Raw genomic sequence first — 18,534 nt, forward strand, 5'->3', positions numbered from 1 at the left:
ATGGGTTGGATTCAACGCTTTCGGGAAAAGCGCGCGAAACGAGCGATCAGAAAACTGCCGAAGTTCGAGCGTGGCATGGCGCGATTCAAGGCTCAATATCCGGACTATGCCTTTGGCCGTGGCAGCTATGGCGTGCCACAGGTCCATGACTGGAAGGAAGGCTCGACGCTGAGCATTGGTGCGTATTGTTCGATCGCTGAAGGCGTGCAGATTTTTCTCGGCGGCCACCATCGTGCCGATTGGGTCACCACGTTCCCGTTGCCGGTAATGGTCGCGCAGGCCGCACATATCAGCGGGTACAGCGGCACCCACGGCGATGTGAGCATCGGCAACGATGTATGGCTGTGTTCAAACAGCACAATCCTTTCGGGTGTGACGGTGGGGGATGGCGCAATCGTTGCCGCGGGCGCGCTGGTGACTCGCGATGTCGAGCCCTACGCGGTCGTCGGTGGCAATCCTGCGCGTTTCCTGCGGTGGCGTTTCCCTGAGGAGCAGCGGTTGCTGCTCCTTCAGAGTGCCTGGTGGAACTGGCCGGAAGCCGAATTGCACAGTCTGGCTGACAAGCTTTGCAGCGATGATATCGAAGGCTTCCTTGCCTATGTCCGCCAGCGTTCGCCCGTCTGATCGCTAGCCATACGGGCGAGGGTTTCGGTCATACGTGAGCCCGCTCGGGCTGCCTGGCCGCCAGTACTTGCCTGTGCAGGTTATCCACCGCGGATTTCGATGCTGTCACGGCGTAACCCTGAAGCAATGCCTGGAAATGATCTTCGAACAACCAGCGATGGTCTAAGGTGTAGCGCTGCATATGGCGCAGGTTGCGTTGACGCAGGGACAGGCTCAGTGACGAAGGGTAGATGCGCAGGTCTGCCACATCGATCAGGCCGAACTCGCCGTCCTCCAGCACCAGCACATTACCCAGATGCAGAGACCGGAAATACACCCCTTGCTCGTGCAGTTGCGCCATGAACTTGCCAAATCGCTCGACCAGCGCCTGTCGCACGTCCGGAGCCGTGATCGCTTGCAGGACCTGGCGCAGGGTATTACCGGGCAGAGGCGTGTAGTGCACGGCGCTGCTGCCGTCCTTGAGGCGGTACAGACCCAGAATCGGTGGCGTCGGGATGCCCATGCGGCGCAATCGCTCGCTGTTGACGGCAAAGCGTTCGGAATACGGATCGAAGCTGCCCGATGTGTACCAGCGGCGACGGCGGAATAGCTTGAGGAAGCTGCCATCGACCAGGCGCAGGACCTTGGGGCCCAGACCATCTTCTTCGATCACCTGGGCGTTGGCCGTCAGTTTTTCCAGGGCTGCCTGCGCCAGTTGCTTGATCGGCATGGCCAGCAGTCGACCCGCGCGTTGATTGATACTCAGCGCAGCGATCAGTGCCAGAGGAATCCACAACAGGAACCAGTGTTCCTTGGGGCGTGAAATGATCCCGCCGCCTTCGGTCAGGCCCGCGCCGATACCGAACACCAGCCAGGTCGAGGCGATGATGAACAGCGGTTGCACGCGATGGCGCCAGCTGCTCAGCAGGCCCCAGGCCTGGAAGAACAGCCATGGGATAAAGCCGAAGATGCCGACATAGTAGAGAACGCCCAAGGCGAAACTGTGGGGTTCTGCCAGCATGTAGCCCACGCCCGGATCGACGTTCAGGCTGGCGTCGTAGCCATGACCGATCCAGGGGTGTTCGGCGATTTTTTGCAGGACCATCTGCCAGATTTCGAAACGGTAGGAGTCGCCACGTCCGAAAATCATGTTCGAGAAAAGCGCAATTACTGACGCTCCGCCGACGATTATGATGCCCAGCAATACGATGGACCGGCGATTCCAGCAGATGAAACCCAGCCACAGCGCCGCCAGTGTCAGTGCAACCAGCGGTGTCCGGGAGCCGGTGGCGATTACCGCAATGAACATGATCGCCATTGCCGGGATACTCAACCAGAGTATCTGCGGGCGCTTGCAGGTCATGCTCAGGCTCAGCCAATAGGCGCAGAAGAAACCGAACAAGTGCGAGCTCAATAAGGGATTGTCGAATGCGCCGCCTCCAATCAGGCGCCGGCCCGGCTCATAGATGTGGGCAAACATGTACAGGTTGTAGATCGATGCAATCAGTCCGACCATCGCGGCGCTGAACAGCAGGGGCTGGACGATATCACTGCGGTAGCGCACCAGCAGGTAGCAACCTGCGAACAGCATCAGCGTATGGAGCGGTGGCTTGAACTTGCCGGAAAAACCGTCATCGCCCGGGCTCCAGCACAGGCTTAATAGTGCCCATCCGGCGAACAGCAGCATTGCAATGAAGATCGGCTCGCGCAGCAACTCTTTGAGTTCACGTGGTCGCAGGCAAAGCGCTATCAGCGCTGGAATGCTGAACAAACCGTAGTAGAGCTTGTGAAGCAGGCTGCGGTCCGGCAGGAAGAACAGCGAGCACAGAAGTAAAAGATAGCCCAGTGGAAGCACCCACAGGCAAATGAAATCGAAGACTCGATTGGACGTACTGTTGAAACCACTGAGTCGCATGTTGAGAAATTCAATCCTGAAGTTGATCGGCCATTCCGATGGTGGCTATATGATACTGTTTGCGCCGTCTAACAATAACAGCCTTTATGGGATTGCCAGAACCCTGGGGAAGCTGTGCTAAAGTCAGCGTCCTTTTTATCGACATTCGCGTGATATGGCCGACTCCAGTCTCTCCGCAAGCCCCTCGAGCTTGAAAATCTACTTCCGTCTGCTCGGTTATGTCCGGCCGTACATCGGCCTGTTCCTGATCAGCATCGTCGGTTTTCTGATTTTCGCTTCGACGCAGCCAATGCTCGGCTACATTCTCAAGTACTTCGTCGATGGCCTGTCCAACCCCGAAGCGGTGCTCTTTCCCAGTGTCCCCTACCTGCGCGACCTGCAACTGCTGCAAGCCGTGCCGTTGCTGATCATTTTGATCGCCGCCTGGCAGGGGTTGGGATCTTATCTGGGCAACTACTTCCTGGCCAAGGTTTCTCTCGGGCTGGTCCACGACCTGCGGGTGCAGTTGTTCAATAACCTGCTGGTCCTGCCCAACCGGTATTTCGACAAGCATAACTCCGGTCACCTGATTTCCCGCATCACCTTCAACGTGACCATGGTCACAGGGGCGGCCACAGATGCGATCAAGGTCGTAATCCGTGAAGGCATGACGGTGATCTTCCTGTTTGCCTCGCTGCTGTTCATGAACTGGCGCCTGACTCTGGTCATGGTCGCGATCCTGCCGCTGATCGCGTTGATGGTCCGTACCGCGAGCAAGAAATTCCGCAAGCAGAGCAAGAAGATCCAGGCGGCCATGGGCGACGTGACGCACGTGGCGTCGGAAACCATCCAGGGTTATCGTGTGGTGCGCAGCTTCGGCGGCGAAGTCTACGAACAGAAGCGTTTCTTCAATGCCAGCCAGGGCAACACCGACAAGCAATTGCGCATGACCCGCACCGGCGCTATCTACACGCCGCTGCTGCAGTTGGTGATCTACAGCGCCATGGCCGTGCTGATGTTCCTGGTCCTTTTCCTGCGTGGCGATGCGTCCGCCGGTGACATGGTGGCCTACATCACCCTGGCGGGCCTGCTGCCCAAGCCGATCCGTCAATTGTCCGAAGTCAGCTCGACCATTCAAAAAGGCGTGGCGGGCGCCGAAAGCATCTTCGAACAACTGGACGTTGAGCCGGAAGTCGATACCGGTACCGTCGAACGCGATGCCGTGACCGGACGCCTGGATGTGCGGCATCTGAGCTTCACCTATCCTGGCACCGAGCGTCAGGTACTCGACGACATCAGTTTCTCGGTCGAGCCCGGGCAAATGGTGGCGCTGGTCGGGCGGTCGGGCAGCGGCAAGTCGACCCTGGCCAACCTGATTCCGCGTTTCTATCACCACGACAAGGGCGAAATCCTGATCGATGGCGTCGAGGTGGAACAGTACAAACTGCTGAACCTGCGCAAGCACATCGCCCAGGTCACCCAGCACGTGACGTTGTTCAGCGATACCGTGGCCAACAACATCGCGTACGGCGATCTGGCCGGTGCGCCCCGTGAAGACATCGAAAAAGCGGCGAAAGACGCTTATGCGATGGACTTCATCGCGCAACTGCCCGAAGGCCTGGACACTCAGGTCGGCGAGAACGGTGTATTGCTTTCCGGTGGCCAGCGCCAGCGTCTGGCGATTGCCCGGGCCCTGTTGAAGAACGCGCCTTTGCTGATTCTCGACGAAGCCACCTCGGCACTGGACACCGAATCGGAACGGCATATCCAGGCGGCCCTGGATCAAGTGATGAAAGGCCGCACGACCCTGGTGATTGCTCACCGTCTGTCGACCATCGAAAAAGCCGACCTGATCCTGGTCATGGATCAGGGCCGGATCGTCGAGCGCGGCACGCACGCCGAACTGTTGGCGCAAAATGGTTATTACGCCCGCCTGAATGCCATGGGGCTTGATGCCCCGGCTGAAGATATCGCCTGATTCCTGTCGACGTTCGTTCGTCGTGAACGACTGAAAAGAGTCGCAGTCTGTCGTTTTAGAACGTTTACAGGCTGCGATTTTTTTGCTTTTGGCACCCTCGTTCATGCCATGCGCAAGCCCTGCGCCAACCCTGTGCTAATATCCCGCCCTTGTTCATTTTGTATGTGGGATGCTCCATGAAGTTGTCCATGCCGCGATTCGATCAAGCCCCTGTCTTGGTGGTCGGCGATGTCATGCTCGACCGTTATTGGCATGGTGGTACCTCACGGATTTCCCCTGAGGCGCCGGTACCGGTGGTCAAGGTCGAGCAAATCGAGGACCGCCCGGGCGGTGCCGCTAACGTTGCCCTGAACATTGCCGCGCTTGGCGCACCGGCCTCGCTGGTCGGAGTGACCGGCGACGACGAAGCTGCCGACAGCCTGGCCAACAGCCTCAAGGGTGCTGGTGTGCGCGCATTGTTCCAGCGTATTGCGCACCAGCCGACCATCGTCAAGTTGCGGGTCATGAGTCGACACCAGCAGTTGCTGCGTATCGACTTCGAAGAACCCTTTGCCACCGACGCCCTGGCGCTGGGCGAGCAAGTTGACGAGTTGCTTGAAGGCATCAAGGTGCTGGTGCTGTCCGACTACGGCAAAGGCGCGCTGAAAAATCATCAGGTGCTGATCCAGGCCGCCCGTGCCCGTGGCATTCCGGTGCTGGCCGATCCCAAGGGCAAGGATTTCTCGATCTACCGGGGGGCGAGCCTGATTACCCCGAACCTCAGCGAATTCGAAACGATCGTCGGCGGTTGCGCCGATGAGCACGAACTGGTGAGCAAGGGCGCGCAACTGATGCACGACCTGGACCTTGGCGCGTTGCTGGTGACTCGTGGCGAACACGGCATGACCCTGTTGCGTCCGGATCATCCCGCGTTGCACTTGCCCGCGCGCGCGCGGGAAGTGTTCGACGTGACCGGTGCCGGCGACACGGTGATTTCCACCCTGGCGGCCGCGATCGCCGCTGGCGAAGAATTGCCCCACGCAGTGGCGTTGGCCAACCTGGCGGCGGGCATCGTGGTCGGCAAGCTCGGTACGGCGGCCATCAGCGCTCCGGAGCTGCGGCGTGCCATCCAGCGTGAGGAAGGTTCCGAGCGCGGTGTATTGGGTCTGGAGCAGTTACTGCTGGCGGTAGACGATGCGCGTGCGCACAAAGAGAAAATCGTCTTCACTAACGGTTGTTTCGACATCCTGCATGCCGGTCATGTGACCTACCTCGAACAGGCACGGGCCCAAGGGGATCGCTTGATCGTTGCGGTCAACGACGATGCATCGGTAAGCCGTCTGAAAGGGCCGGGACGTCCGATCAACAGCGTTGACCGTCGCATGGCTGTGCTGGCGGGGCTGGGCGCGGTGGATTGGGTGATCAGCTTCCCTGAAGGCACTCCTGAAAACCTGCTGCGCGAGGTCAAGCCGGACGTGCTGGTGAAGGGGGGCGATTACGGGATCGATCAAGTGGTCGGTGCCGACATCGTGACGGCCTACGGTGGTACTGTGAAGGTGCTGGGATTGGTGGAAAACAGCTCGACGACAGCGATTGTCGAGAAGATTCGAAGTCATTGATGAGTATTAGTGATTCCCGTTTCATACGGCGTATAAACGGGTTTTATTGTGAGGATATCAGCCTCCCCGAGGATTTTAGTGGGTATGACCCCGTGCGTTTGCCTGCTTTGTCTCGTGGTAAATGATCTATGAAAGTCATGCTCCTGGTGATGGGCGAGCAACGCGTGATTCTGGATCGACTGTATGAAATCGTGCAGCAGAACTGCGACGAGTGTGTCGTTTATCGCCTGAGCAAAAAGCAGCAAATGAAGCTCGGTCCGTTCCTGGCCTCTGTCAATTACCAGAATTTCGACCGGGTCGTGATCTTCTCCAGGGTCAAGCGCCTGGTTCCTCAACTACGGGTCCTGAAATGTATTCCGGGCCTGGTCTTCCTCGAGCATGATGCTTATCAGAACTATATGCCCGCGAGTAAATACCTTCGGGTTTACTCGCGTCTTTACAGTCGTCTGCCCAGCTCTCGCGCGCTGGTTTCCGGCGCTGTCGTAGCGCGTCGGATGCAAGCTGAAAACATTGATGCAGTGTTCGTTTCGAAGGGATATGACGAACAAATGCTGCACAACACCAACAGTGTCCGGGACATCCCGGTGGCTTTTCTGGGCAGTCTGAAAAGTACTGAATACGCGCAGCGCAGAGCGCTTCTGGAGTCCCTTTCCCGGCGTACCGGCATGTTGGTGGGCCGCACCAAATCGGGCGCTGAGTATCTGGAAATGCTCAATCGCATCAAGATTTTCGTGAGTGCCGATATCGGCATGAATGAATTCATGATCAAGAACTTTGAAGCAATGGCGTGTGGCTGTGTATTGCTGGCCTGGAGTCAGGGCGAAGAAGACCAATTGCTGGGTTTCCAGGACATGCACAACACGGTTTTCTATCGCTCTGAAGATGAGGCCGTGGAAAAACTCCAGCTGCTGCAGAGCGACCCGTTGCTGACGGCTCGTATCGCCAGTAACGGGCAGGCATTCGCCGAGAGCCAGTATTCCTTTGCTCGGGTGGGGCGCACGCTCGCTGCCGAGATTCAGCGTGAAATGCGTCCTTGGCAGCCACCTTCATTGTTGACTCGCCTGTGGGTAAAGCTGCGTTACGGTATGCAGGTTCCAGAGTAACCATGGAAAATCCTCCGTCCCAAGCCGATGAGCCAATGGCGCTGGACGCATTGCCCGGTGGTCATCAGTCTGTTCCGGGCGGGCTGCCGCAGGAACTGAAGGAGTGTCTGCGCAGGGCGCCGCGGGTTCTGCTGGTTGCCAACAATCCAGCGATTACCCGGGACGATTTCCAGGCGCTGAACATCGGCGCCGACGATGTCGTCGTCAGCTTCAACAAGTGTGTCCTGGCGCCGCTGCTTTCCCCACAAAGCGTTAATCTCTTCGTTCATGGTTTCAATTCGCCGGACGCCTATTTTTTTGGTCTTCCTTACGGGCCTGAAGTGCAGCGGCTTTTCCGGCAGGCCGACGCGCGGTGTTTCACGATGCTAGTCGGTTGCACCGGGGCCATGTGTCCCTTGCCACAGGTGGCGCTCTATTGGGAGCGTATCCCGTTGCCGGCATTGTGGAACTACCCGGTCGATCGCCCGGGCGGTAAACGCTATGTCGGACCCACCACCGGTTTCAATGCGCTGGTGCTGTTCGACTGGCTGCGCGGGCAGGCAGGGTATGACTATCAGCTCATGACGTTAGGTTTTTCCGACGAGGCGGGTAAACGCTGGGGCGGGCATGCCTGGGATTATGAGCGTGACTGGCTGAAAAACTCAGACGTTATCGTGATACCTCTGCGGCGTCGACGTTGGTGGCAGAAGCTGTTTGATCGCGGATGATTTGTCGCCGGTTGCCCACAGGGGCCTGATTATTTTTCAAGGGGTGCTGTAGTGTTGAATATTGCGGTGGCTTTTTTTGGTATCCCGAGAAATTCGCAGATCTGCTTTCCTTCCATTCAAGAAAACGTCCTGGCGCTGCTTCCTTCCGACAGCAACGTAAAATGCTTTTATCACCTGTACAAGATCGACGAAGTGCAGAACTCCCGTTCGGGCGAGCAAGGTGAGCTGAAGGCTGACAACTACGAGCCCTTCGAAACCATGACCGGGCAACTGACCTCGACCGAGGGTGTGCTGGCGCGCTGGAACTTTGAACAAGTGAAAGCGCTGGGCGATACCTGGGCTGATGACTACGCCTCACTCAGAAACCTGATCTATCAACTCAATTCGCTGCACACCGTTACGACCATGATGGAGTCTTTCAATCCTGATTTCGTCGTCTACGTGCGGCCGGACATTTTCTTTCATACACCGCTTCCCGCTTATGTGTTCAAGCACGCAGAAGCCCGGCGACGTAATACCTACATTCCCGACTGGCAGTGGTGGGGTGGGCTGAATGATCGTTTTGCCATTTGTGGTCGCGACACCTACGTCGCGTACGGCAAAAGGATCGAGCGCATGTTTGATTTCAGTAAAGTGACGGGAAGGAAGTTGCACTCCGAGCGGCTGCTCAAATTTGCACTGCAACAGGCAGGGGCGAAGATCTGCACCCTGGAGACCCAGGCGTCGCGTGTTCGTATCAACGGCGCCTTTGCCGAAGAATCGTTCTCTCCCAAGCGCGGCATGGGCAAGCGCGAGAATCGCTATTTCCATTTTTTTGCGCGGTTACGCACCTTCATGGACAAACAACGAGCCGGTTAGATCGAACCTGATTTATTTGCGCAAGCTTCCCTGTACCAACCGCACCAGGCGCAAGGCCTTGACGCTCAGTTTCTTCAGTCCCCGTCGCGGGGCTTTGGGTGCTTCCAGCCCTTGTTGTGCAACCCAGTCCTTCCAGCGAATACGCTCCTCGCGCACTGTCCAGCCTTCCTGGATGGCAAAGCTCTCCGCCAGATACAGTCCACGGGTACTGGCGGGTATAAGTTTGTCGCGCTTGAGCGTGTACAACTCGGGGCGCGGGACGCCATCTTCCAGAGGCATCAAGTACAGATCCGGACGTTTACGATCCAGGCGGGCCACCAGTTGGTCGCCTTCCAGTCGTTCGTCGACATGAAACAGGCTCAGGGACTTGGCTTCCCTGGGCACATCCAGGCGCAAGTCATAGATCAATTGCAGCGACGCTGTCGGCAGGTGCACGTAAGCCCGCGGACGCTCGATCAGTTGCATGTTGGCGCAACGCACCGGCCGCGCCGAGCCGGAAAACGGGGTGAGGCGAAAGGGCAAGGCCTCGCGATAGTGCAGCGCAGACGAGTAGGGCGCTGGCAGCCAGGTGTCGTTGAAACGTCCACCGAGCCAGCCTTCCGGAGTTTCCAGCAGGCACTCTTCGGCTATCTCCTGAATCGCCGTGTGCAGGGGCAGGTTCAGCTCGTGGGCCGGTACGTAACCGGAGATCAGTTTGAGCACCACGTCGCCACGATCCTGCCGACGCTGGCGTACCAGCACCCAGTAATCGCGATTCTGCCAATGCAGGGTCAGGCGCACCGAGACCCCGAGGTTGGCCAGCTCCAGCGCGAACCGCTCGTTGTCAGCCACCGTCACCGGGCGGCGACGCTGCAGGGTCTGGGAAAAATTGAGCGGCATCCCGACGCTCTGGTAGTTCAAGCCTTCGGGAGTCGCTTCGACGAATAACGGCAGGGTCTTGAAGTTGCTCGGATTCTTTCTAATGAGCGTACGCGGCATGTCGGCTCCTGCTTTAAGGCCGCGAGGGGCGGCATCAGTTGCTACGTAGGACCTGGGCAACGGTCGCGACGTTGTGGGCGAGGTGCAGCGGATTGATGGTCCCGACAATAGCACTGGCGACACCCGGATGTTCAAACAACAACTCGAAGCTGGCGCGCACCGGGTCTACACCCGGGCTCAGGCAGACATGACCGCTGGCCAGGGCTTTCTTGACCAGGATGGCTTTGCCGTGTGCAGCAGCATAGTCAATGACCGGCTTCTCGTTCTGATCGTTCAGATTGTAGGTGACCATCGCGCAATCACCCTGCTCCAGAGCCTTCAAACCGCCTTCGACGGTTTTGCCGGAGAAACCATAGCCGCGAATCTTGCCTTCAGCCTTGAGCGCGGCGAGGGTCGTATAGACTTCGCTGTCGTTGAGGATCGCCAGGTCGTTGCCGTCGGAATGCACCAGCACCAGATCGATAAAATCCGTTTCCAGGCGTTGCAGGCTGCGTTCCACCGACAGGCGAGTATGCGCGGCGCTGAAATCATGACGGGACAGACCGTCGGCAAACTCCTCGCCGACCTTGCTGACGATCACCCAATCCTGGCGCTGCCCCCGCAGCAACGGGCCGAGCCGTTCTTCGCTGCGGCCATAGGCGGGGGCGGTGTCGATCAGGTTGATGCCCAGATCGCGCGCGAGTTTGAGCAACATGCGCGCTTCGTCATCGCCGGGAATCTGAAAGCCATTGGGGTATTTCACGCCTTGATCGCGGCCGAGTTTGACCGTGCCCAGACCCAGCGGCGAAACCATCAGGCCGGTGCTGCCCAGTGGACGATGCACATCGTGCAGGGTGGGTTGGCTCATGGCAGCAGTTGCTCCCAGGCCGGGACGCCCATCGGCGGTTTCGGCAATTCGGGCAGCGGCGCCGGATGGCCTGGCTGGATGCCGTCACGTTGCAAGGCGTTGATCACGCGGTCGGCGAAGTCCGGCGCCAGCGCCAGTTTGGTAGGCCAGCCGACCAGCAAGCGGCCTTCTTCGGCAAGGAAGGCGTTGTCCGGACGGGTCAGGCCCGATTGCAGCGGCTCGGCGCGGTCCACGCGCAAGGTCGCCCATTGCGCGGTGCTCAAGTCGATCCATGGCAGCAACTGGCCGAGTTCTTTCTGCGCGGTGGCAATCTGCTCGGCAGGTTCGCGTGCAACACCTTCGGCTTCGGCAATGTCGCCACCCAGGTACCAGACCCATTGGCCATCGGCGGCCGGGTGCGTGGTGACGGTGATGCGCGGTTTGGTGCCGCCGCCCAGGCAGTGGGCGTACAGCGGTTTGAGGCTCGGGCCTTTGACGATGATCATGTGCAACGGTCGGCGTTGCATGGCGGGCTGGCTCAGGCCCAGCGCTTCAAGCAGCGCCGCCGTGCCGGTTCCGGCGCTCAAGACGATGCGCTGGGCGCGGATCTCGCGCCCGTCGACCTTCAGGCCCACCGGGACGCCACCGTCCAGCAGCGGTTCGATGTTCTGACCGGCGAGCAAGCCATCGCCCGCCAGATCGGCCAGGCGCTGGACCAGGCTCGGCACGTCGATCACCAACTCCGCCAGGCGGTAGACCTTGCCCTTGAAGCGCTTGTCCTGCAGGGCCGGCGGCAGTTGGTCGCCCTTGACCTGGTCGACGCGGCCACGCACGGCTTTGCTGGCGAAGAAACTGGTGAGGTTGCCGGCGATCGTGCCGGGAGACCACAGGTAGTGGGCTTCGGACAGCAGGCGCACACCGGACAGGTCCAGTTCGCCGTCGCCGGCCAAGGCTTCACGCCAGCGACGGGGCATGTCGGCGATGGCTTCCGAAGCGCCGGTCAGGGCACCATGCAGCGCGTATTTGGCGCCGCCATGGATGATCCCCTGGGACTTCACACTCTGCCCGCCGCCAAGGCTGGCGCTTTCCACCAGCACGGTCGAAAAACCCTGGCGGCGCAAACGCGCATTCAGCCAGAGGCCGGCGACACCAGCGCCGACAATCAAAACGTCGGTGGAAATAACGGATGGCATGCAGCGACCTCAGTGTTCAAGACGAGGGCGCAGTATACAGAGCTAGGACGGGAAAAAAGATCGCAGCCTTCGTCAATGCCCAGCGGTTTTGGAGAAGAGCTGGATCACGACGACACCCAGCACAATCAACGCCATGCCCAACATAGCCGGCACATCCAGCTTCTGCCCGTAAATAAACAGCGCTGCAACGCTGACCATCACGATCCCCATGCCGGCCCACACCGCGTATGCCACACCCACCGGAACGCTGCGCACGACCAGCGTCAGCATCCAGAAGGCGATGCCGTAGCCGACGATCACCAGAATCAGCGGCAGCGGCGTGCTGAAGCCTTTGACCGCTTTCATCGAAACAGTGGCAATCACTTCGGCGCAGATGGCAATGGCCAGGTAGTAGTAAGCGGTCATGGGTGCATCCTCATGTGAAGTGTTGCTTTCTGAGGTCGGCATTTTAGTGATTCTCCAGATGCGGTAAAGTCATTACCTATCTGTTATGGCGATGGGTTGATCATGAACACGCAATGGAATCTGGAGCAGCTACGGCTGTTTGTCAGCGTAGCGGAGCAGCGATCGTTTTCCGCCGTCGCACGGGATCAGCGCAAGGCGCAGTCGGCGGTCAGCAGCTCGATTGCGCTGCTGGAGGAGGACTTGGGTGTGAGCCTGTTCGACCGCAGCAGCGGCCGTCAGCCCAAACTCACCGAAGCCGGCAGTGCCTTGCTGGAGGAGGCGCGGGAAGTGCTGCGCCAGTGCGAGCGACTCAACGGTCGGGCGCTGGCGATGATGCGCGGGCAGGAGGCTCGTCTGCGGGTGGCTCAGGATGAGGCGATGCCCTACCAGCCGATCATCGAAAGCTTCGAAGCACTGGGCGAGCAATTTCCCAGCCTTGAAGTGCAATTGACCAGCGCGGCCCAGGGTGATGTGGCGCGCAAACTGGTGGAGCGTCGGGCCGATCTGGGGTTGCTGTTTTATCACGACCAGATTCCCGAAGCGCTTGAGCGGCGCGTGCTGGGCAGCGTTGAAATGGTTACGGTCTGTGGCGTCGGGCATCCGTTGGCGGCGAACGCTGCCGTGAACTGTCAGGAACTGGCGCAGCATCGACAGCTGCTGATGTCCACGCAGTCCAGTGTCTACCCCGGCAGCGAGCCGGCCAGCCCGCAAGTCTGGCGGGCCGACAGCTTCTACGTGATGGCCGAATGGCTGGTGCGGGGCCTCGGTTGGGCCTGGCTGCCGCGACACGTGGTGCAATACCCGGCGTATCAGGATTTGATGGTCGAACTGGTCAGCGAATGGACACCGCCGGCGCTGGTGGTGGAATTGGTCTGGCGGCGCGACGAACCCCTTGGCCCGGCGGCTCGCTGGCTGGCGGAACGTTTTGCCGTGCACTTGCAGGCGATCGGCGAGAAAAGCCGATAAACTCCGCCGCCATGAATAGAACTCTCTACACCGCGCTGTTTTACCTGGGGCTGCCACTGGTAGCGATTCGGCTATGGTTGCGCTCGCGCAAGGCGCCGGCGTATGCCAAACGCATCGGCGAGCGTTTCTCCCTCGGGTTGCCAGCGATGAAGCCGGGCGGCATCTGGGTACACGCGGTGTCGGTGGGCGAAAGCATTGCCGCAGCGCCGATGATTCGCGCGTTGCTGCAACGCTATCCGGCGCTGCCGATCACCGTGACCTGCATGACCCCGACCGGCTCCGAACGCATCCAGGCGATGTTCGCCAGCGAGCCGCGCATCCAGCACTGTTATTTGCCTTACGACTTGCCGTGCGCAGCGGCGCGATTTCTGGACCGGGTCCGGCCAACACTGGCGGTGATCATGGAAACCGAACTCTGGCCCAACCATATCCATCAATGCGCCAAACGCGGGATTCCCGTCGCTCTGGCCAATGCACGACTATCCGAGCGTTCGGCCAAAGGCTATGGCCGTTTCGGCAAGCTGACCCAGCCGATGCTCGCCGAGATGAGTCTGTTCGCGGTGCAGACCGAAGCCGAAGCCCAGCGCTTCCGTGAGTTGGGCGCCCGTGCAGAAACCGTTGAAGTGACCGGCTCGATCAAGTTCGACCTGACCATTGATCCGCAATTGCTCCTGCGCGCCGCTGAGCTTCGCGGGCAATGGCAGGCTCAGGAGCGTCCGGTGTGGATCGCCGCCAGTACTCACGACGGTGAAGACGAAGTGGTGCTGGCGGCGCATCGGCAGTTGCTGGCCGGTCATCCCGATGCGTTGCTGATTCTGGTGCCGCGTCACCCGGAGCGATTCAACTCGGTGTTCGATCTGTGCAAGCAGCAGGGTTTCGCCACGGTCCGTCGTTCCACCGGCGAACCGGTGACCGCAGGGACTTCGGTGTTGCTCGGCGACACCATGGGCGAGTTGCTGTTTCTTTATGCCTTGGCTGATAGCGCGTTTGTCGGCGGCAGTCTGGTGCCGAACGGTGGCCATAACCTGCTGGAGCCCGCCGCCCTGGCGAAACCGGTGCTCAGTGGGCCACACCTGTTCAACTTCCTCGAGATCGCCGCGCAGTTGCGCAGCGCCGGCGCGTTGCAGGAGGTGGAGGATGCCGAAGGGCTGGCCCTGGCCGTGCAGCGACTGTTCGAATTGCCGCGCGATGCGCAGCGGATGGCGCAGGCGGGGTTGAAGGTGATGCGCACCAATCAGGGCGCGTTGCAGCGGTTGCTGGAGGGGTTGGGGCGGTTGATCGACAAGCCCTGAGTCTGTCACTGAAATAGTGTGGCGAGGGAGCTTGCTCCCGCTCGACTGTGAAGCAGTCGTGAAATCAGCCGTTGCGGTCTATCTGACAGACCGCGTGCTCAGGGTTTGGGGCCACTTCGCAGCCCGGCGGGAGCAAGTTCCCTCGCCACAGGTTAGCCCTGCCGCAAAGCTCCCTCAGGGCCGGGCTTTGAGCTGCTCTGCCGCAGCCTTGGCCAGATCCGGTGGCAGGAAGTCCTTGTCCGGGTTGTAGTCGGCCTTGAGATAGCGCTTCAGATCCTGCAAATCCCCCGGGTTCAACGTACCGGCGGCCTGCTTCAGGCGCAGGTTGTCGAGGATGTAGTCGTAGCGGGTGTTGTTGTAATTGCGCACCGAGGTGTACAGCTGACGCTGGGCATCGAGCACATCAACGATGTTTCGCGTGCCCACCTGATAACCGATTTCGGTCGCTTCCACTGCGCTCTGGTTGGAGATGATCGACTGTTTGCGCGCCTGTACCTGTTCCACATCGGTGTTCACCGCGCGGTGCAGGTTGCGGGTGTTTTCCACCACTTGCCGACGCAGGCCTTCACGCTGTTGTTCAGTCTGGTCCAGGCGCGAGTACGACTCGCGCACCTGCGAACTGGTCAGCCCGCCGCTGTAGATCGGGATGTTCAGTTGCAGGGCCAGCGTGCGCTGCTCGACGGGGCCGCCATAAGACTGGCGGAAGGCATTCGGGTTGCTGAAACCGAAGGCGTCGTTGTCGCCTTTCTCGTACTTGGCCACCGCATCCACCGTGGGCGCGTGGCCAGCCTTGCGCTGCTTGAGGGTTTCTTCGGCAGCGCTGACCGCGTAGTTGCTGGCCAGCAGATTCAGGTTCTGTTTGGCAGCGGTGTCGACCCAGGCCTTGGCGTCGTTCGGGGCCGGCGGCAGGATCGGCAAGGTGTGGACGATGCCCTGGATCGAGTTGTACTGACGGTTGGTCAGGGTGATCAACGCTTCAAATGCATCATCCACCTGGCGCTGGGCAACGATCCGGTTGGCCCGTGCCGTGTCGTAACTGGCTTGCGATTGCAGCACGTCGGTCTTGTCCGACAGGCCGACATCGAAGCGCTCGTTGGACTGGTCGAGCTGGCGCTTGAATGCCGCTTCTTCAGCCTTGGTCGAGGCCAGGGTGTCCTGGCTGCGCAGCACGTTGAAGTAGTTTTCAGCGGTTTGCAGAATCAGGTTTTGCTCGGTCGCCGAGAGTTGCAGGGCTGCCTGCTCATTGACGTCCTTGGCGGCCTGATACTGGAACCAGCGATCGGCACGAAACAACGGCTGAGCCAATGTCGCCTGATAGGAGTTGGCGCTGCGGTTGGCGATGGCCGCCGGTTGATCGATGTCGGTGCGCACGTTGGCCACCTGGGCGCCGCCGGAGATATTCGGCAGCAGGCCGGCGCGGGCCTGGGGCACGACTTCTTTCTGGGCGCCGTACTGGGCGCGGGCGGCGGCCAGGTCGGCGTTGTTGTCCACCGCTTCCTGGTAGACGCTGACCAGATCGGTATTGGTCGATAAGGGCGCTTCTGCTGCCCAGGCCATTCCATTGGAAGCACAAGACACGGCAAGGGCCAGTGAAAGTTTGCGCAGCATGCGGCCATCCCTAAAAATTACGCTGATAATTTGAGCGCCAAAGGTACGGCGCAGGCCACGTAGCGTCAATGCGCTGCATGGCCGATGCGAGTGTAGTTGCACGCTCGTTCCGCAACAATCCTGTAATTGCGCCATTCATCATGGTGTTTACAGCGGTGTTGGCGTTCTTTGCCACTTGTGTCTAGACTGGCCGGGTTCTTGTCGGGGTGCCTTGCTATGAGGCTGAGATCGAATAATTTCGGATCCCGTTGAACCTGATCAGGTTAGCGCCTGCGTAGGGAACAAGATTTCTCGTCACCCGGCGAGTCCTCTTGTGCTTCGTCCGGGATGTTGTTCGACAATCGAACACCCCTCGAGCACTGAGCACAGCACCAACAGCGATGTCATGGCTGATTGGTCGCGTCCATTCGTTACAGGTTCGCTCCGACAAAATTCCACTGCCTGGAAGCTGTCTGGAGAGCCCGTGATGACGATAAAATTAAAAAACACTACGAACCTGAGTGACTCGGCCCAAGTCGATCAACAATCGGTTCAGCCGTTTACCCGTTCGCAAAAAATCTATGTCCAGGGCTCTCGTCCGGACATCCTCGTGCCGATGCGCGAAATCAGCCTCGACGTGACCCCGACCGACTTCGGCGGCGAGATCAACGCACCGGTGGTGGTGTACGACACCTCGGGCCCGTACACCGATCCCAACGTCATCATCGATGTGCGCAAAGGCCTGGCCGATGTGCGTTCGCCGTGGATCGAATCCCGTGGCGACACCGAGCGGCTGCCGGGCTTGAGTTCCAACTTCGGCCAGGAACGCCTCGCCGATGCCGAGCTGACCAAGCTGCGTTTCGCCCACGTCAACAACCCGCGCCGCGCCAAGGCCGGGGCCAACGTCAGCCAGATGCACTACGCGCGCAAAGGCATCATCACCGCCGAGATGGAATACGTCGCCATCCGCGAGAACATGAAGCTCGAAGTGGCCCGTGCCGCCGGGTTGCTGGACCAGCAACACGCCGGTCACAGCTTCGGCGCCAGCGTACCGAAAATCATCACCCCCGAATTCGTCCGTGACGAGATCGCCCGCGGTCGCGCAATCATTCCGGCCAACATCAACCACACCGAACTGGAACCGATGATCATCGGCCGTAACTTCCTGGTGAAGATCAACGGCAACATCGGCAACAGCGCCTTGGGTTCGTCCATCGAAGAAGAAGTGGCGAAACTGACCTGGGGCATTCGCTGGGGTTCGGACACGGTCATGGACCTGTCCACCGGCAAGCACATTCACGAAACCCGCGAGTGGATCATCCGCAACTCGCCGGTGCCGATCGGTACCGTGCCGATCTACCAGGCCCTGGAAAAAGTCGGCGGTGCTGCCGAAGACCTGACCTGGGAGCTGTTCCGCGACACGCTGATCGAACAGGCCGAGCAGGGCGTCGACTACTTCACCATCCACGCCGGCGTGTTGCTGCGCTACGTGCCGCTGACCGCCAAGCGCGTGACCGGCATCGTTTCCCGTGGCGGTTCGATCATGGCCAAGTGGTGCCTGGCGCACCATAAAGAGAACTTCCTCTACACTCATTTCGAAGACATCTGCGAAATCATGAAGGCCTACGACGTCAGCTTCTCGCTGGGCGACGGCCTGCGTCCGGGCTCGATTGCCGACGCTAACGACGCTGCGCAATTCGGTGAGCTGGAAACCCTCGGCGAGCTGACCAAGATTGCCTGGAAGCACGACGTGCAATGCATGATCGAAGGCCCCGGCCACGTGCCGATGCAGTTGATCAAAGAGAACATGGACAAACAGCTCGAGTGCTGCGACGAGGCGCCGTTCTATACCCTCGGTCCTTTGACCACCGACATTGCGCCGGGCTACGACCACATCACCTCGGGTATCGGTGCGGCGATGATCGGCTGGTTCGGTTGCGCCATGCTCTGCTATGTGACGCCGAAGGAGCACTTGGGCCTGCCGAACAAGGATGACGTGAAGACCGGGATCATCACCTACAAGATCGCCGCGCATGCCGCCGATCTGGCGAAGGGACATCCGGGCGCGCAGATTCGCGACAATGCCTTGAGCAAGGCGCGCTTCGAATTCCGTTGGGAAGACCAGTTCAACCTGGGCCTTGATCCGGACACCGCCCGTTCGTATCACGATGAAACCCTGCCGAAGGATTCGGCCAAGGTCGCGCATTTCTGTTCGATGTGCGGGCCAAAATTCTGCTCGATGAAAATCACCCAGGAAGTCCGTGAATACGCGGCCAACCAGCGGATCGAAACCGTCGATGCCGAAGTCGCCCAGGGATTGGCGGAACAGGCCGAGCGGTTCAAGCAGGAAGGCAGTCAGCTGTACAAGAAGGTTTGACCTGACCTGAAAAGGTGGGGCCTGTAAGGGCCCCATCGCCAGCAGGCTGGCTCCCACACTGGATTTGGGGTGTTCACAAGTCCCCTGTGGGAGCCAGCCTGCTGGCGATAGCGATCCACACAACAACAAA

15 protein-coding genes and 1 riboswitch are annotated in these 18,534 nt (G+C 59.9%); of the genes, 9 read left to right on the top strand and 6 right to left on the bottom strand.

Translation table 11 applies throughout. The features are described 5' to 3' along the window. Nucleotides 1-624 (top strand): CatB-related O-acetyltransferase, encoded by a 624-nt coding sequence (locus tag ACM1ZW_RS11355; protein ID WP_416740555.1) that lies wholly within the window; start codon nucleotides 1-3, stop codon nucleotides 622-624. 28 nt (nucleotides 625-652) lie between these two features. On the opposite strand, the gene ACM1ZW_RS11360 is transcribed toward ACM1ZW_RS11355, so the two are convergent. Then, the gene (locus ACM1ZW_RS11360; RefSeq protein WP_416740556.1) at nucleotides 653-2,518 is read right to left on the bottom strand and encodes an O-antigen ligase family protein; all 1,866 of its coding nucleotides are present in this window, start codon (nucleotides 2,516-2,518) and stop codon (nucleotides 653-655) included. Between the two features lie 154 nt (nucleotides 2,519-2,672). Here ACM1ZW_RS11360 and msbA point away from each other — a divergent pair, with 154 nt between their 5' ends. From msbA to ACM1ZW_RS11385, 5 genes are all read left to right on the top strand, one after another. After that, the gene (msbA, locus tag ACM1ZW_RS11365; RefSeq protein ID WP_416740557.1) at nucleotides 2,673-4,475 is read left to right on the top strand and encodes a lipid A export permease/ATP-binding protein MsbA; all 1,803 of its coding nucleotides are present in this window, start codon (nucleotides 2,673-2,675) and stop codon (nucleotides 4,473-4,475) included. A gap of 176 nt (nucleotides 4,476-4,651) precedes the next feature. Next, a complete protein-coding gene (hldE, locus tag ACM1ZW_RS11370) occupies nucleotides 4,652-6,073 on the top strand; it encodes a bifunctional D-glycero-beta-D-manno-heptose-7-phosphate kinase/D-glycero-beta-D-manno-heptose 1-phosphate adenylyltransferase HldE (RefSeq protein ID WP_017336215.1) in 1,422 nt (473 codons plus the stop codon). A gap of 128 nt (nucleotides 6,074-6,201) precedes the next feature. Further along, a complete protein-coding gene (locus ACM1ZW_RS11375) occupies nucleotides 6,202-7,176 on the top strand; it encodes a glycosyltransferase family protein (protein ID WP_416740558.1) in 975 nt (324 codons plus the stop codon). A gap of 2 nt (nucleotides 7,177-7,178) precedes the next feature. After that, on the top strand, nucleotides 7,179-7,883 hold the full coding sequence (locus tag ACM1ZW_RS11380) for a hypothetical protein (protein ID WP_031318311.1): 705 nt from the start codon (nucleotides 7,179-7,181) through the stop codon (nucleotides 7,881-7,883). 51 nt (nucleotides 7,884-7,934) lie between these two features. After that, nucleotides 7,935-8,741, top strand: coding sequence for a hypothetical protein (locus ACM1ZW_RS11385; RefSeq protein WP_414879982.1), 807 nt, complete (start codon nucleotides 7,935-7,937; stop codon nucleotides 8,739-8,741). 12 nt (nucleotides 8,742-8,753) lie between these two features. Here the strand turns inward: ACM1ZW_RS11385 and ACM1ZW_RS11390 are convergent, their stop codons facing one another. The 4 genes from ACM1ZW_RS11390 to ACM1ZW_RS11405 all read right to left on the bottom strand — a co-directional run bounded on the left by ACM1ZW_RS11390 (nucleotide 8,754) and on the right by ACM1ZW_RS11405 (nucleotide 12,143). Further along, nucleotides 8,754-9,719, bottom strand: coding sequence for a hypothetical protein (locus ACM1ZW_RS11390; RefSeq protein WP_017336219.1), 966 nt, complete (start codon nucleotides 9,717-9,719; stop codon nucleotides 8,754-8,756). Between the two features lie 34 nt (nucleotides 9,720-9,753). Further along, nucleotides 9,754-10,566 (bottom strand): aldo/keto reductase, encoded by an 813-nt coding sequence (locus ACM1ZW_RS11395; protein ID WP_017336220.1) that lies wholly within the window; start codon nucleotides 10,564-10,566, stop codon nucleotides 9,754-9,756. After that, on the bottom strand, nucleotides 10,563-11,738 hold the full coding sequence (locus tag ACM1ZW_RS11400) for an NAD(P)/FAD-dependent oxidoreductase (RefSeq protein WP_416740559.1): 1,176 nt from the start codon (nucleotides 11,736-11,738) through the stop codon (nucleotides 10,563-10,565). The genes ACM1ZW_RS11395 and ACM1ZW_RS11400 overlap by 4 nt, the downstream gene beginning before the upstream one ends. Before the next feature lie 72 nt (nucleotides 11,739-11,810). Then, nucleotides 11,811-12,143 (bottom strand): DMT family transporter, encoded by a 333-nt coding sequence (locus ACM1ZW_RS11405; protein WP_008027887.1) that lies wholly within the window; start codon nucleotides 12,141-12,143, stop codon nucleotides 11,811-11,813. 102 nt (nucleotides 12,144-12,245) lie between these two features. Here ACM1ZW_RS11405 and ACM1ZW_RS11410 point away from each other — a divergent pair, with 102 nt between their 5' ends. Then, nucleotides 12,246-13,148, top strand: coding sequence for a LysR family transcriptional regulator (locus ACM1ZW_RS11410; RefSeq protein ID WP_414885015.1), 903 nt, complete (start codon nucleotides 12,246-12,248; stop codon nucleotides 13,146-13,148). An 11-nt stretch (nucleotides 13,149-13,159) separates the two neighbouring features. Then, nucleotides 13,160-14,440 (top strand): lipid IV(A) 3-deoxy-D-manno-octulosonic acid transferase, encoded by a 1,281-nt coding sequence (gene waaA, locus ACM1ZW_RS11415; RefSeq protein WP_017336223.1) that lies wholly within the window; start codon nucleotides 13,160-13,162, stop codon nucleotides 14,438-14,440. A gap of 174 nt (nucleotides 14,441-14,614) precedes the next feature. Here waaA and ACM1ZW_RS11420 read toward each other — a convergent pair whose 3' ends face one another. Further along, complete coding sequence (locus tag ACM1ZW_RS11420; protein WP_416740560.1) at nucleotides 14,615-16,048, bottom strand: TolC family outer membrane protein; 1,434 nt, start codon at nucleotides 16,046-16,048, stop codon at nucleotides 14,615-14,617. A gap of 192 nt (nucleotides 16,049-16,240) precedes the next feature. Continuing rightward, nucleotides 16,241-16,346, top strand: a riboswitch (TPP riboswitch). A gap of 168 nt (nucleotides 16,347-16,514) precedes the next feature. Between ACM1ZW_RS11420 and thiC the strand changes: the two genes are divergently transcribed. Further along, nucleotides 16,515-18,404 (top strand): phosphomethylpyrimidine synthase ThiC, encoded by a 1,890-nt coding sequence (thiC, locus tag ACM1ZW_RS11425; RefSeq protein ID WP_416740561.1) that lies wholly within the window; start codon nucleotides 16,515-16,517, stop codon nucleotides 18,402-18,404. Nucleotides 18,405-18,534 lie beyond the last annotated feature (130 nt).

This window comes from Pseudomonas sp. NFX71 (genome assembly GCF_048079215.1).
GTDB lineage: Bacteria > Pseudomonadota > Gammaproteobacteria > Pseudomonadales > Pseudomonadaceae > Aquipseudomonas > Aquipseudomonas fluorescens_B.